The organism is Crossiella sp. S99.2, assembly GCF_023094165.1.
In the GTDB taxonomy this organism is placed as follows: domain Bacteria; phylum Actinomycetota; class Actinomycetes; order Mycobacteriales; family Pseudonocardiaceae; genus Crossiella.
The window spans coordinates 112,407-125,966 of record NZ_JALMDK010000021.1 but is presented as its reverse complement, the minus strand read 5'-3'; the positions used below and the strand labels follow the sequence as shown (position 1 = coordinate 125,966).

Genomic DNA, 13,560 nt, shown 5'->3' with positions numbered 1-13,560 from the left:
GTGGTTTGTGAACCAGTCGGCGGCGTGATATTTTCCTTTTGGGTCGAGTCCGGATTTTTCGGGGCACGTCAGTACCACTTGGGCCAAACCGGCGTACCAGTTTGGCCAAGTTGGCGTACAACAACGGCCAACACTCCGGCCAGCCGGCCCGGCCCGGCCCGGTGGGTGGCCGGGCCGGGGGTGGGTCAGGTTTGGCCGGGGTGGCGGTGGACGTTTTCGGACTCGGAGGGGCCCGGGGTCGCGTCGGCGATCCAGGCGCCTGGCAGGGAGGGGTCGAGGATGCCCTCCTCCAGCCAGGTGTGTTCGCCGGCGAGGACCTGGCGGGCCAGGCGGGAGTCGGAGTCGTCGGTGTTGGTCCACAGCCGGGTGAACAGTTCGTCCACCCGCACCCTGGCCTGGCGGCAGAACGCCTCCGCCAGGTCGCGGGCCGCGGGGGTGTCCAGCCACTGGGCGCGCACGCAGGTGGCGCTGATGGCGAACAGTTCCGCGCCGATGTCCACGATCCGGCCCAGGAAGACCTGCTTGCGCTCCATCTTCCCCTGCCAGCGGGACATCGCGTAGAAGGTCTGCCGGGCCAGTTTGCGGCTGGCCCGTTCCACGAACCGCAGGTGCGTGGCCAGCTGGCCGAACTCGGTGAAGCTGCTGGGCAACTGGCCCTTGCCCACGGTCAGCGTGGGCAGCCACTTCGCGTAGAACGCGCCCGCCCTGGCCGCGGCCTTGACCTTGCGGCCGGTGTCGGCGTCCGGGTCGATGATGTCGCCAGCCACCGACAGGTGCGCGTCCACCGCCTCGCGGGCGATCAGCAGGTGCATGATCTCGGTGGAGCCCTCGAAGATCCGGTTGATCCGCAGGTCGCGCAGGATCTGCTCGGCAGGCACGCCGCGTTCGCCGCGGGCGGCCAGCGATTCGGCCGTCTCATAGCCCCGGCCGCCGCGGATCTGCACCAGTTCGTCCGCGACCAGCCAGGCCAGTTCCGACCCGTAGAGCTTGGCCAGCGCGGCCTCGATCCGGATGTCGTTGCGTTCCTCATCGGCCATCTCGCTGGACAGGTCCAGCACCGCCTCCAGCGCGAACGCGGTGGCCGCGATGAAGGCGATCTTGCTCGACACCGCCTCGTGCTCGCCGACCGGACGGCCCCATTGCACCCGTTCCGCCGCCCACTCCCGAGCGATCTTCAGGCACCACTTGGCCGCGCCCGCGCACATCGCGGGCAGTGAGAGCCTGCCGGTGTTCAGCGTGGTCAGGGCGATCTTGAGGCCCTGCCCCTCCTCGCCGATCCGGTCCTCGGCAGGCACCTTGACCTGGTGGAACCTGGTGACCCCGTTCTCCAGCCCGCGCAGGCCCATGAACGCGTTGCGCCGCTCCACGGTGACGCCCTCGGCGTTGCCCTCCACCACGAACGCGGTGATCCCGCCGCGCCTGCCCTCAGACTTGGGCACCCGGGCCATCACCACCAGCAGATCGGCCACGACCCCGTTGGTGGTCCACAACTTCACGCCGTCGAGCAGGTAGCCGCCGTCCTCGGTCGGGGTGGCCGTGGTGGCCAGCCGGGCCGGGTCGCTGCCCACATCCGGTTCGGTGAGCAGGAAGGCGGTGATGTCGGTGCTCGCGCAGCGCGGCAGGTACTTCCGCTTCTGCTCCGGTGTGCCGAACTGCTTGAGCGGTTGCGGCACCCCGATCGACTGGTGCGCGGACAACAGCGCGCCGATGGCCGGGCTGACCGAGCCGACCAGCATCAGCGCCTTGTTGTAGTAGACCTGGGACAGCCCGAGCCCGCCGTACTCCGGGTCGATCTTCATGCCCAGCGCGCCGATCCGGCGCAGCCCGTCGAAGACCTCGTCCGGGATCTTCGCCTCGCGCTCGATCCGGGCGCCGTCGATCTCGTTGGCGCAGAAGGCCCGCAGCCGGGTGAGGAACTCCTCACCGCGGCGGCGGGTCAGCTCATCGCCCTGTGGGTGCGGGTGGATCAGTTCCAGGCGTAGTCGCCCGAGGAACAGCTCCTTGCCGAAGCTGGGCTTGCGCCACTGCGTCTCGCGCGCCTGCTCCGCTACCTGACGGGCCTCGCGCTCGGTCGTGCGGGCTGGATCCACTGCGGTCATCGCTGACCCCCTGCCGTCGGATTACCCGACGGTACTACCGGCGGGTAATGCGCGCAGGTCGCCGCTCGGGTGGTCCTTGCCGAGCGGTCAGTTCTGCGGCAGTGGCTCCGCGTTGCGTTCGACCAGGCGCAGGTCCAGCACGTCCAGCTCGGAGTGCTGGGCCTTGAGGATGTTCTCCGCCAGGTTGCGCACCACCGCGAGCTTGGCGTTCTTGCGGCCGTAGTTGGCCATCTCCGCGCCGCCGATGTGGTGCCGCCGCATGAGCTGGAGGAAGTACACCTCGAACTCCACGCCATTCATCTTGCGCAGCTTGGACAGCTCGTCCTGGGTGGCCATGCCCGGCATGGTGTAGATCCCGGGCGACTGCCCCGGCTGCACCGGCTTGTGCCCGTGCCCGGCCGGCGCGTCCTTCATCCACTCCATGTACTTGCCGCTGGGCGACTGCTCCGGGTGCCCCCACAACGCCAGCCAGCCCTTCATCCGGCCGACCTGTTCGAGCTGGGTGCTCTCGATGTCGAAGGCCAGTTCCCGGATCAGCTTGTCCGAGCTGCGATCGCGCACCATCGCGGCCATCTCCACGGCCTGCAGGTGGTGCACGGCCATGTCCTGGGCGAAGCCGGTGTCCGGCGAGTCCAGCGCGGGCACCGAGCTGTCCGTGGTCTGGCTGGGCAGGTTGATCAACAGGCCACCGGCCGCGCCGAGCATCAGGATCGCCAGCACGGCCGCGGTGGCCACCAGGATCCGCATCGCGGGGGACGGAGCCCGGGGGGCGAGTTCCTCGGTCTCCCCCGGGTCCGTCTCGTCCACGATCCGGGGCTCGGACTCAGCCACCGGGCGGCGGGTTCTGCCCGCTGGGCTGGCCCTGCCCGCCCGGCTGTCCACCGGGCTGCCCACCCGGCTGTCCACCAGGCTGGCCCTGCTGGCCGCCGGTCTTCTCATCCGGCGCCTTGGTGCCACCGTCCATCGGCACCGCGTCCGGGCCCGGCTTCTCCGCCACGAACGGCGGCGCGTTGTCCGGGTCGAAGGCGTTGGTCGCGCAGGTCGCGCCGACCTCCGGGTAGGTGAACTGGTTGCGCCGCAACGCCGAGATGAACTGGTCCACCCTCGGGTCGTCCACGCTGTCCAGCTTGAGCTGACGGCCCCAGGCCTGCAGCGAGATCGGCTTGTCCAGGCCCGGGTACGGGGACAGCATGGTGAACTGCTGGCCCTGCGCGCGCACCTTCAGCTTGTCCAGGTCGGCGCCCTTGATCTGGTCCGGGTGGTAGGCGATCCAGACCGCGCCGTGCTCCATCGAGTGGACCATGTTCTCGTTGCGCACCGGGTTCGGGTACACCACGCCGGTGCAGGTCGCCCACACCTCGTCGTGCGGTCCGCCGATGGGCGGGAAGTGGTCGTAGGCCACCCGCTGCGCGCCCGAGACGTGCTTGCCCGCCTCGTAGTTCTGCTTGACGACGCCCTGGATCTTCTCCGAGGGGTCCTTGTTCGTCTCCGACGGCGTGTACTCCGCCAGCGCCGCCCGCTTGTCCGCCTGCTCGGAGTTCTGCACGTAGGCGTAGCCGAAGACGCCGCCCGCGAAGACCAGCACCGCGAGCACAGCCGCGATCGTGCCCCAAGGCTTGGGCTTGCTCATCGCGATCGGCACCCGGTTGCCCGCCCGCGCGTTCTTGCTGCTCTTACCGCTGACCATGTCTGCCCGGCCCCTGTCTGCATGCCGTACGGGTTACCGCGCGTCAGTGTAAGGATCGGCTGTCAGGTGCGAGTCAGCTCTTTGGGGGAAGCTTCAGGTGCTCGCTCGATCACAGAGCATTACTGCCGGAACCTCAACCGCTTCGATACGAGGTCGAACGGGTATGCGGGCGCGAATAGACTACGTCGCGTGACTCCTGCTGCCTTGGCTGATCTGGTTCGTTCCGTCGCCCTCGACGTGCTCACCACGCGCGGGCTGGACATCGCGGTGCTGCCCGCGGCGGTCACGGTCGAGCGACCCCGAAACCCCGAGCACGGCGACTACGCCACCAACCTGGCCCTGCAGATCGGCAAGAAGCTGGGCCTGGCCCCGCGCGAGCTGGCCGAGGACCTGGCCAAGGCACTGGCCGCGCGGGACGGCATCACCGCGGCGGAGATCGCCGGACCCGGTTTCGTGAACCTGCGGCTGGCCGCCGACGCGCAGGGGCAGCTGGTCAAGGAGGTCCTGGTCGCGGGCGAGGCCTACGGCCACGGCCAGTCGCTGACCGGCAAGAAGATCAACCTGGAGTTCGTCTCGGCCAACCCGACCGGGCCGATGCACCTGGGCCACGCGCGCTGGGCCGCGGTCGGCGACGCGCTCGCCAGGGTGCTGCTGGCCGCGGGCGGCGAGGTCACCCGCGAGTTCTACATCAACGACGCCGGCGCCCAGATTGGCAGGCTGACCGCCTCGCTGGTGGCCGCGGCCAAGGGTGAGCCGACCCCGGAGAACGGCTACGCGGGGGAGTACATCACCGACGTCGCCGCGGAGATCCTCAAGCGGGAGCCCGAGGTGCTCGCGCTGCCCGAGGCGGAGCGGGACACCCGCTTCCGCGACCTCGGCGTGCAGCTGATGCTGGCCTCGATCCAGCAGACCCTGCGGGAGTTCCACACCGAGTTCGACGTCTACTTCAGCGAGAAGTCGCTGCACGCCTCCGGCGAGGTGCAGACCACGCTGGACGCGCTCAAGGAGTCCGGCCACCTGTACAAGGAGGCCGGGGCCTGGTGGCTGCGCTCCACCGACTACGGCGACGACAAGGACCGCGTCGTCATGAAGGGCAACGGCGAGGCCGCCTACATCGCCGCGGACATCGCCTACCTGCGGAACAAGCGCTCCCGCGGCTTCGACCTGTGCATCTACCTGCTCGGCGCGGACCACCACGGCTACATCGGCCGGTTGCGCGCGGCCGCGGCCGCCTTCGGTGACGACCCGAACTGCGTCGAGGTGCTCATCGGCCAGATCGTCAACCTGCTCAAGGACGGCGTGCCGGTCCGGATGGCCAAGCGCGCGGGCAACGTGATCACCCTGGACGACCTGGTCGAGGCCATCGGGGTGGACTCGGCCCGGTACGCGCTGATCCGCTCCTCGGTGGACTCCACCCTGGACATCGACCTGGACCTGTGGACCAAGAGCACCAGCGAGAACCCGGTGTTCTACGTCCAGTACGCGCACGCTCGGCTGTCCTCGCTGCTGCGCAACGCCGCCGAACTGGGCATCACGGCGCCCACCGCGGCCGAGATCAGCTCCGAGCTGCTCGGGCTGCTGGAGCACGAGAAGGAAGGCAAGCTGATCCGTACCCTCGGCGACTTCCCCAAGGTGCTCGCGTCCGCCGCTGAGCTGCGCGAACCGCACCGGGTGGCGCGCTACCTTGAGGAGCTGGCCGGCGCCTACCACAAGTTCTACGACAACTGCCGGGTGCTGCCGCAGGGCGATGAGGAGGCCGGTCCGCTCAACAGCGCCCGGCTGCTGCTGTGCGCGGCCACCCGCCAGGTGCTGGCCAACGGACTCGGCCTGCTCGGGGTGAGCGCACCCGAGCGGATGTGACCAGCGTCTATGCCGACGGACGGCCGCGCGGGCAGTGTGTGAGGATTAGCGACCGTGAGGGCACACCCCGCCGGTCCTCGGCACGCTGACGTCATTGTTCCCGCGACGGCCGGTCCCCGGCCGTCCAGCACGGCTGAACTCGGTGAGCTGCACGAAACCGTGTGGCCGCGGGGCGCGAAACGCGGCCCCGACGGGGTCGTGCGGCTGGCCGGGGTCGACGTGCGCGAGCTGGCCGAGACTTACGGCACGCCGCTGTTCGTGATGGACGAGGCGGACTTCCGCGCGCGCTGCGCCGAGCACGCCGAGGCATTCGGCGACCCGACCCTGGTGCACTACGCGTCCAAGGCGTTCCTGTCCGTGGAGATCGCCCGCTGGGTGGCCCAGGAGGGGCTGAGCCTGGACATCTGCAGCGGCGGCGAACTGGCCGTGGCCCAGCGCGCGGACTTCCCCGGCGAGCGGATCACCTTCCACGGCAACAACAAGTCCGTTGCCGAACTGCAGGCCGCGGTGGACGGCCGGGTCGGCACCGTGGTGGTCGACTCCTTCCACGAGATCGCCCGGCTGGACCAGATCGCCCGCGAGGCCGGGATCGTCCAGTCGGTGCTGGTCCGGGTCACCGTGGGTGTTGAAGCGCACACGCACGAGTTCATCGCCACCGCGCACGAGGACCAGAAGTTCGGCTTCTCGCTGGCCGCGGGCGATGCCGCCGAGGCGGCCCGCCGGGTGCTGGCCGCCGAGGGCCTGCGCCTGGTCGGCCTGCACAGCCACATCGGCTCGCAGATCTTCGAGGCGGACGGCTTCGAGATCGCCGCGCACCGGGTGATCGGGCTGCTCGCCGAACTGCACAAGGAGCACGGCGCGGACGCGCTGGCCGCACTGTCCACTGTGGACCTCGGTGGCGGCCTGGGCATCGCCTACACGCCGGAGGACAACCCGCCGCCGCCGTCGAAGCTGGCCGACCAGCTGCGCGCGATCGTGGCCAGGGAGTGCGAACTGGCCGGGCTGCCCACGCCCAAGGTCGCGGTGGAGCCCGGCCGGGCCATCGTCGGACCGGGCACGGTGACCCTCTACGAGGTGGGCACCATCAAGGACGTCGCGGTCACCGGGGGCTCCCGCCGCCGCTACGTCAGCGTGGACGGCGGGATGAGCGACAACATCCGCACCGCGCTCTACGACGCGGTCTACGACTGCCGCCTGGTCTCCAGGGAGACCGAGTCCGCCGCGCTGCTGTCCCGGTTGGTGGGAAAGCACTGCGAGTCCGGCGACGTGGTGGTGCGAGACTGCTGGCTGCCCGAGGACATCGCCCCGGGTGACCTGGTCGCGGTGGCCGCGACCGGGGCCTACTGCTACGTGATGGCCAGCAGCTACAACCGGCTGCCCCGGCCCGCGGTGGTCGCCGTGCGCGACGGCGAGCACCGGCTGGTGCTGCGCCGGGAGACCGAGGACGACCTGCTGCGCCTGGAGGTGCTGTGACCAACAGCGGAGAGCCGATCAAAGTCGCGCTGCTGGGCTGCGGGACCGTCGGCACGGAGGTCGTGCGGCTGCTGCACGAGCAGGCCGACGACCTCACCGCGCGCATCGGCGCCCCGGTGGAGCTGGTGGGCATCGCGGTCCGCCGCCCGCACAAGCACACCGATGTGCCTGCCGAGCTGCTGACCACCGACGCCGCCGCCCTGGTGGCGGGCGAGGCCGATGTCATCGTCGAGGTCATCGGCGGCATCGACCCGGCCCGCGGCCTGCTCACCAGCGCGCTGAGCAACGGCAAGGCGGTGGTCACCGCGAACAAGGCGCTGCTGGCCGAGCACGGCGGCGAGCTGTTCGCCGCCGCGGACGCCTCCGGCGCGGACCTCTACTTCGAGGCCGCGGTGGCCGGGGCCATCCCGCTGCTGCGCCCGCTGCGCGAATCCCTGGCCGGTGACCGGATCACCAGGGTGATGGGCATCGTCAACGGCACCACCAACTACATCCTCTCCGCGATGGACGCCACCGGCTCCGGCTACGGCGAAACGCTGGAGGAGGCCTCCCGGCTGGGCTACGCCGAGGCCGATCCGACCGCGGACGTGGACGGCTTCGACGCCGCCGCCAAGGCCGCGATCCTGGCCTCGTTGTCCTTCCACACCAGGGTCACCGCCTCCGACGTCTATCGCGAGGGCATCGCCTCGGTCACCGCCTCCGACATCGCCGCGGCCAGCCTGCTCGGCCGCACGGTCAAGCTGCTGGCCATCTGCGAGCGGGTGCTCGGCGAGGACGGCGCCGAGTCGGTCTCGGTCAGGGTGCACCCGGCGATGATCCCGCGCACGCACCAGCTGGCCAGCGTCAACGGCGCGTTCAACGCGGTGTTCGTGGAGGCCGAGGCGGCCGGTCAGCTGATGTTCTACGGTCCCGGCGCCGGTGGCGCGCCCACCGCCAGCGCGGTGCTCGGCGACCTGGTCGCGGTGGCCCGCAACAAGGTCCTGGGCGGACGCGGACCGCGCGAGTCCGCCTACGCCGACCTGCCGGTGCGACCGATGGGCGAGACGCTCACGGCGTACCACATCAGCCTGGAAGTGGACGACCAGCCGGGTGTGCTCACCCAGGTGGCCGCGATGTTCGCCGAGCACGGCGTCAGCATCGCCGCGGTCCGCCAGGAGGGGCGCGAGGGCGAGAGCAAGGCCGCCAGCCTGGTCGTGGTCACGCACATGGCGCCGGACGAGGCGCTGCGCTCCACTGTGGACAAGATCGCCGGGCTGCCGATCGTGCGCGAGGTGGCGGCCGTCATGCGGGTGGAAGGTGAGCAACTGTGACCGCGCTCGTCACCGACGCCTCGGTGCGTCCCGGCTGGCCCGGGATCATCAACGCCTACCGGGACCGGATCGCCGTGCCCGAGGGCGCGGAGATCATCACCCTGCACGAGGGCGGCACTCCGCTGCTGTCGGCCGGGCACCTGTCCGAGCTGACCGGCTGCCAGGTCTACCTCAAGATCGAGGGCGTCAACCCGACCGGCTCGTTCAAGGACCGCGGCATGACCGTGGCCATGACCTACGCCAAGGCCGAGGGCAGCAAGGCGGTCATCTGCGCCTCCACCGGCAACACCTCGGCCTCGGCCGCGGCCTATGCCGCCAGGGCCGGGCTGACCAGCGCGGTGCTGGTGCCCAAGGGCAAGATCGCGCTGGGCAAACTGGCCCAGGCGGTGGCCTACGGCGCGCGCATCCTGCAGGTCGACGGCAACTTCGACGACTGCCTGGAGCTGGCCCGCAAGACCGCCGCCACGCACCCGGTCTACCTGGTGAACTCGGTCAACCAGGTGCGCATCGAGGGCCAGAAGTCGGCCGCCTTCGAGGTGTGCGACGTGCTCGGCCGGGCCCCTGACGTGCACTGCCTGCCGGTGGGCAACGCGGGCAACATCACCGGGTACTGGAAGGGCTACCGGGAGTACGCCGCCGACGGTGTGGTGCCCGCGACCCCGCGCATGTTCGGTTTCCAGGCCGAGGGCGCGGCGCCGCTGGTGCTGGGCCACCCGGTGCCGGACCCGGAGACCATCGCCACCGCCATCCGGATCGGCAGCCCGGCCTCCTGGACCGGCGCGGTCACCGCGCGGGATGAGTCCGACGGCCTCTTCCACGCCCTCTCCGACGAGCGGATCCTGGCCGCCTACCGGCTGCTGGCCGCCCGCGAGGGCGTGTTCGTGGAACCAGCCTCGGCGGCCAGCGTGGCCGGCCTGCTGACCACCGCGGCAGATGGACGGCTGCCGAAGGGTTCGGTGGTGGTGTGCACGGTCACCGGCCACGGACTCAAGGACCCGGACACCGCGCTGCTGGGCATGACCGAGGTGGCAGCCCTCCCGGTGGACCCGGCCGCGGTGGCCACGGCGCTCGAACTCGGGTGAGCCGCGGGCTGCTCCGGTCCGGCTATTGGATCCTCACCGCGCTCGCGCTGGGGCTGCTCGCGGTCTCGGCCGCACAGGCCCCGGCGCCTGCCTACCTGTGGGCACTGGGCGCGCTGATCGCCGCGGTGCTCGCGGTGCTGCTGGTCCGCGCCTGCCTGCGCACCGGCTGGTTCGGCTGGGTGTGGTTTCCGTTGCCCGCCTTGCTCGCGCTGCTGGCCGGCCTGTGGATGATCTACCTCTTCCGCGGCCACCCGGCCTCCTTCGGCCGCTGACCCCGGCTCGCTGATCGGCCTAGACTGGGGTGGCAGCCGGATCAGCCGAGGCAAGGGGAGTGCGTGCGATGGCTCGACGCTGCTGGGCACTGGCCGCTGTCCTGCTGGCGGCACTGAGCGCCGCCTGCACCGCCGAAGCGCCCGCGCCGCAGCCAGGGCCGAGCACGGTGGTCAAGGAGTGGACCAAAGTCGGCCAGCCCAAGTCGGTGGACAAGGGCTTCCGGACCAAACCCTGCGAGTCGCTGACCACGGCCGAACGCCGCACCGTCGGCCTGCCCTCGGCCCCGGTCCAGGCCGCCGCCGAGGAACCGGCCGGCTGCACCTGGCGCAACCAGGCCAGCGGCGCCGCGGTCCGGGTGGAACTGGACCAGCTCTCCCTGGCCCAGCGCTTCGACCACGAGCCGTCCGGGGCCGGAGTGACCGTGGTGCAGGTCGCCGGGTACCCCGCTGTCCGCGCCAAAGAGGGCGCTGACCAGCGTGGCTGCACGCTGCGGATCGGCGTGTCCGCCACCGAGGCCCTGGCCGCGACCTTCAGCTCACCCAGTACCAGGCCGGAGGCCGTGCCCGACGCCTGCGCGTTCGCCCAGCAGGTGGCCGAGCGGGTTCTCGCAACGCTGCCCGAGGGCAGCTGAACGTCCGTATGCTGCGGGCGTGACGGTACGACGTTGGTTGCTCGGGTCCATGCTGATGTCGGCTGCGGTGCTGGTCACCGCCTGTGGGGGTGGCGCGACACCCACCCCGCCCGGTACCCAGGCCGCCACTTCGTCGGCCGCGGCCCCCGGGGAGTGGACGAAGGTGACCGCTCAGCCGAAGACGGTCGAGGGCGCCTTCCGCACCACCCCCTGCGCGGCACTGACCCCGGCTCAGCTCACCGAGTTCAAGTTGCCTGACAAGCCCAAGGCCGCCACCGCGAGCTGCACCTGGACCAACTACGAGAACAGCAGGGCCTCGGTCGAGGTCGAGCTGTACAACTCCACCCTGCTGCAGAAGTTCGGGCTGGACGCGCCGAAGCCGGAGTCCGGCCTGGTCGTGGCCAAGGTCGCGGGCTATCCGGCGGTCCGCTCGGTGGAGGGCAAGGACCAGCGCGGCTGCATGGTCTTCGTGGCCATCTCGGCCAAGGAGACGCTCCGGTCGTACTTCAGCTCGTACCGGAGCATGCCCGAAGTCACCCAGGACGCCTGCGGCCTCGCGGAGCAGGTGCTCACCGCCGTGATCGAGAAGCTCCCGGCAGCTGCCTGATTCGGTGCGTTTGCGTTTGCCATGTGAGCTGGGTCACGAGTAGGCAAAGCGGGGAACCGGCGTCATGCCGTGTGACATCCTAGGTCCTGTCTGGGAGAACGTTGCTGGAGGGAACCCATGGCGGACCGAGTGATGATCAAGCCGGACCAGGTGCCGGGCCTGATCGCCAAGCTGGAGGCCGAGCTGCTGGAGGCCAAGGATCTCAAGGAGTACACCTCCGCGATCGGCACCCAGGAAGCTCCCGCCAAGGACCCCGCGAGCGTCGAGCTGGCCAAGCGCCTCGACGTGCCTGCCACCGGCCCCGCCGGGCTCGTGGCCGCCGCTGACAAGCTCATCGCCTCCCTGGAGGCCATGATCACCAACTTGAAGAACGGTCTCGCGGACTACGAGCGCCAGGAGCAGGCGAACCGCTCCACCATGAAGCGGGCCTGAGGGCGCACGGGCACAACTGGGGTGAGGACATGACCAACTGGGACGCGTACAGCCACGAGCAGATCCACAAGATGATCAACGAAGGCCGTGGGCACTATGCCCTCAGCAGTCGTGATCTGCTCTGGGAGAAGCAGGCCGAGCGCCTGAGCCGGATCGGCGACAACGTCAAGAAGGCGTTCGAGGCGGCCACCGGTGTCATGCAGGGCAAGTCCTTCGACCAGATGCAGGAGCGGGTCTCGCCCGCGCACCAGTGGGCCACGCAGGCTTCCACAATGGCCGGCACGATGCGCAGCACGTCGCAGACCAGCACCAACACCTTTGTGGACACCCAGAAGAAGATCGAGCCGCCTAAACAGGTCACCTCCAGCGACAACGTGATCTCCCGTGGCTGGGCCTCGCTCACCGGCGGGATGACCGACAGGCAGCAGGAGCAGCAGAACAAGGACAACGCCGAGCGTCAGGCCCGCGAGACCATGCGCGGCTACGAGACCACGGTGCTCTCCTCCACGACCAACCTGCCCACCTTCATCGCGCCCGACCCGATCGACGTCGGCGTGACCAGCTCCGGCGGTGGCACCACCGAGATCGGCGGCACCACCGGCACGCCCACCCGGCGCGGCAGCACCGGCAACAACAACACCACCCGCGACCGCGGCGGGGTCGGCGACCGGGACGGCGACGGCATCCCGGACGACCGCGACCCGGTCGACGACCGCGACCCGGTCGACGACCGCAACCCCGGCCGGGACAAGGACGGCGACGGCATCCCCGACGACCGGGACCCGGTCGACAACCGGTTCCCGATCGAGCTGCCCAACGACCAGGTCGACCCGAACCGGGTCACCCCCACTCCCGTGCTCAACCAGCCGCTGCCCAGCAACCCGGTGCCGGTCGGCCCCGGCGGCGGCCCCAGCCCCTTCGGTGGCGGCGGGATGCCGATGGGCGGGATGCCCGGCGGCTTCGGCGCGAACGCGGCGGGCATGCGGCCCGGCTTCGGTCCCGGCGGCATGGGCGGGGTCGGCGCGGGTGGCCTCGGCGGTCCCGGCGGCGCGGGTGGCTTCGGTCCCGGTGGCCGGGGCGGCGCCGGCGGCATGGGCGGCCCCATGGGCGGTGGCGCACGCGCCAACGGCGAGGAAGACAAGGAACACCAGCGTCCTGACTACCTCATCGAGACCGACGACATCTTCGGCGACGGCATGCTGGTCGCGCCGCCGGTAATTGGCGAGAATCCGGGCCTGTGACTGTTTCACTCGACCTCGAACTGAACGCACTGGAGTTCGAGGTGCTCTGGGAGCACCTGCAACTGGGCGACAAGCCCACCGAGCTGAACACGCTGTCCCACGGCGTCACCGACGAGGAACGCGCGCATTTCCGCCGCCGGGCCTGGGATTCCCTGGAACAGCGTGGCCGCGCCGAGGACGGCCGGTTGGACGTGGAACTGGAGGACCTGCTGGTCCTGCTGGCCCGCCCCAACCGGTCCATCGACATCCGCTTCTCCTGGCGGGTCGGCGAGCAGATCCTGCCCGAGATCAAGGCGATCTGCTCCGCCGTCGGCGACACCGGGGTACTGGCCGTGCACGACGGCGACCGGTACCGCTTCGGCTGGGTCCGCAGCACCGGCCTGGCCCCCGCGGCCGCCGGCCTGCTGCCCCAGCCCCCACCCGGCCGCATCGGCTCGGTCACCGTCGCCGCCGACGTGCTGGAATCCGCCGTCAGCCAGGCCGCCGAAGCCGGCAAGGTCTTCGTCCAGATCCTGACCTCCCGCGGCGTCCGCCAGGAAGACGCCCAGCTCCTCTGGGAAATCGGCGACGCCGACCGCACCCTGTACGCCCAGTTCGGCGCCACCGCGCGGGACCAGTACGGCCGCAGCGTGCGCGCGAGCAGCGTGCTCAACGTCTTCGACATCCAGGCCGGCCGCTGCGGCAGCCGGGAACGCAACGGGTGGATCAACTTCTTCGGCGTGGACAACCGCAAGGTGATCGAACAGCTGGACAGCCTGCTGGGCGAGGTCGTCGAGCACTGACCCGGCGAGGTTGCCGGGTTCGGGTGCGGGCCGATCGCTGATCCTCTAGGTTCGGGTGTGGGCCGGGCTGGGGGAGGCGCCGG

At 70.6% G+C, this 13,560-nt stretch carries 13 protein-coding genes; 10 read left to right on the top strand and 3 right to left on the bottom strand.

What is annotated here, in order from left to right; genetic code table 11:
* Nucleotides 1-185 precede the first annotated feature (185 nt).
* The 3 genes from MZC64_RS44665 to MZC64_RS44655 all read right to left on the bottom strand — a co-directional run bounded on the left by MZC64_RS44665 (nucleotide 186) and on the right by MZC64_RS44655 (nucleotide 3,786).
* Nucleotides 186-2,099, bottom strand: coding sequence for an acyl-CoA dehydrogenase family protein (locus MZC64_RS44665; protein WP_247765499.1), 1,914 nt, complete (start codon nucleotides 2,097-2,099; stop codon nucleotides 186-188).
* A gap of 87 nt (nucleotides 2,100-2,186) precedes the next feature.
* Nucleotides 2,187-2,930, bottom strand: a complete 744-nt coding sequence (locus MZC64_RS44660) for a DUF305 domain-containing protein (protein WP_247765500.1) — start codon at nucleotides 2,928-2,930, stop codon at nucleotides 2,187-2,189.
* The gene (locus MZC64_RS44655) at nucleotides 2,923-3,786 is read right to left on the bottom strand and encodes a DUF3105 domain-containing protein (protein WP_247765501.1); all 864 of its coding nucleotides are present in this window, start codon (nucleotides 3,784-3,786) and stop codon (nucleotides 2,923-2,925) included. Before MZC64_RS44655 ends, MZC64_RS44660 begins: the two co-directional genes overlap by 8 nt.
* A gap of 189 nt (nucleotides 3,787-3,975) precedes the next feature.
* Between MZC64_RS44655 and argS the strand changes: the two genes are divergently transcribed.
* From argS to MZC64_RS44605, 10 genes are all read left to right on the top strand, one after another.
* Nucleotides 3,976-5,646 carry an arginine--tRNA ligase gene (gene argS / locus MZC64_RS44650; RefSeq protein WP_247765503.1) on the top strand — a complete coding sequence of 557 codons (1,671 nt, stop codon included), beginning with the start codon at nucleotides 3,976-3,978 and terminating at the stop codon, nucleotides 5,644-5,646.
* A 54-nt stretch (nucleotides 5,647-5,700) separates the two neighbouring features.
* Complete coding sequence (gene lysA, locus MZC64_RS44645) at nucleotides 5,701-7,119, top strand: diaminopimelate decarboxylase (protein ID WP_247765504.1); 1,419 nt, start codon at nucleotides 5,701-5,703, stop codon at nucleotides 7,117-7,119.
* Nucleotides 7,116-8,429 (top strand): homoserine dehydrogenase, encoded by a 1,314-nt coding sequence (locus tag MZC64_RS44640; protein WP_247765506.1) that lies wholly within the window; start codon nucleotides 7,116-7,118, stop codon nucleotides 8,427-8,429. The genes lysA and MZC64_RS44640 overlap by 4 nt, the downstream gene beginning before the upstream one ends.
* On the top strand, nucleotides 8,426-9,511 hold the full coding sequence (gene thrC / locus MZC64_RS44635; RefSeq protein WP_247765507.1) for a threonine synthase: 1,086 nt from the start codon (nucleotides 8,426-8,428) through the stop codon (nucleotides 9,509-9,511). Before MZC64_RS44640 ends, thrC begins: the two co-directional genes overlap by 4 nt.
* Nucleotides 9,508-9,783 (top strand): hypothetical protein, encoded by a 276-nt coding sequence (locus MZC64_RS44630; protein WP_247765508.1) that lies wholly within the window; start codon nucleotides 9,508-9,510, stop codon nucleotides 9,781-9,783. The genes thrC and MZC64_RS44630 overlap by 4 nt, the downstream gene beginning before the upstream one ends.
* A 68-nt stretch (nucleotides 9,784-9,851) precedes the next feature.
* Nucleotides 9,852-10,415, top strand: coding sequence for a DUF3558 family protein (locus MZC64_RS44625; protein ID WP_247765510.1), 564 nt, complete (start codon nucleotides 9,852-9,854; stop codon nucleotides 10,413-10,415).
* Between the two features lie 19 nt (nucleotides 10,416-10,434).
* Nucleotides 10,435-11,022, top strand: a complete 588-nt coding sequence (locus MZC64_RS44620) for a DUF3558 domain-containing protein (protein WP_247765511.1) — start codon at nucleotides 10,435-10,437, stop codon at nucleotides 11,020-11,022.
* 117 nt (nucleotides 11,023-11,139) lie between these two features.
* Entirely contained in the window at nucleotides 11,140-11,454 is a 315-nt protein-coding gene (locus tag MZC64_RS44615; RefSeq protein WP_247765513.1) for a hypothetical protein, read from the top strand.
* Nucleotides 11,455-11,483: 29 nt separating this feature from the next.
* Nucleotides 11,484-12,695 (top strand): PPE domain-containing protein, encoded by a 1,212-nt coding sequence (locus tag MZC64_RS44610; RefSeq protein ID WP_247765514.1) that lies wholly within the window; start codon nucleotides 11,484-11,486, stop codon nucleotides 12,693-12,695.
* The gene (locus tag MZC64_RS44605) at nucleotides 12,692-13,477 is read left to right on the top strand and encodes an ESX secretion-associated protein EspG (RefSeq protein ID WP_247765515.1); all 786 of its coding nucleotides are present in this window, start codon (nucleotides 12,692-12,694) and stop codon (nucleotides 13,475-13,477) included. Before MZC64_RS44610 ends, MZC64_RS44605 begins: the two co-directional genes overlap by 4 nt.
* Nucleotides 13,478-13,560: the final 83 nt, after the last annotated feature.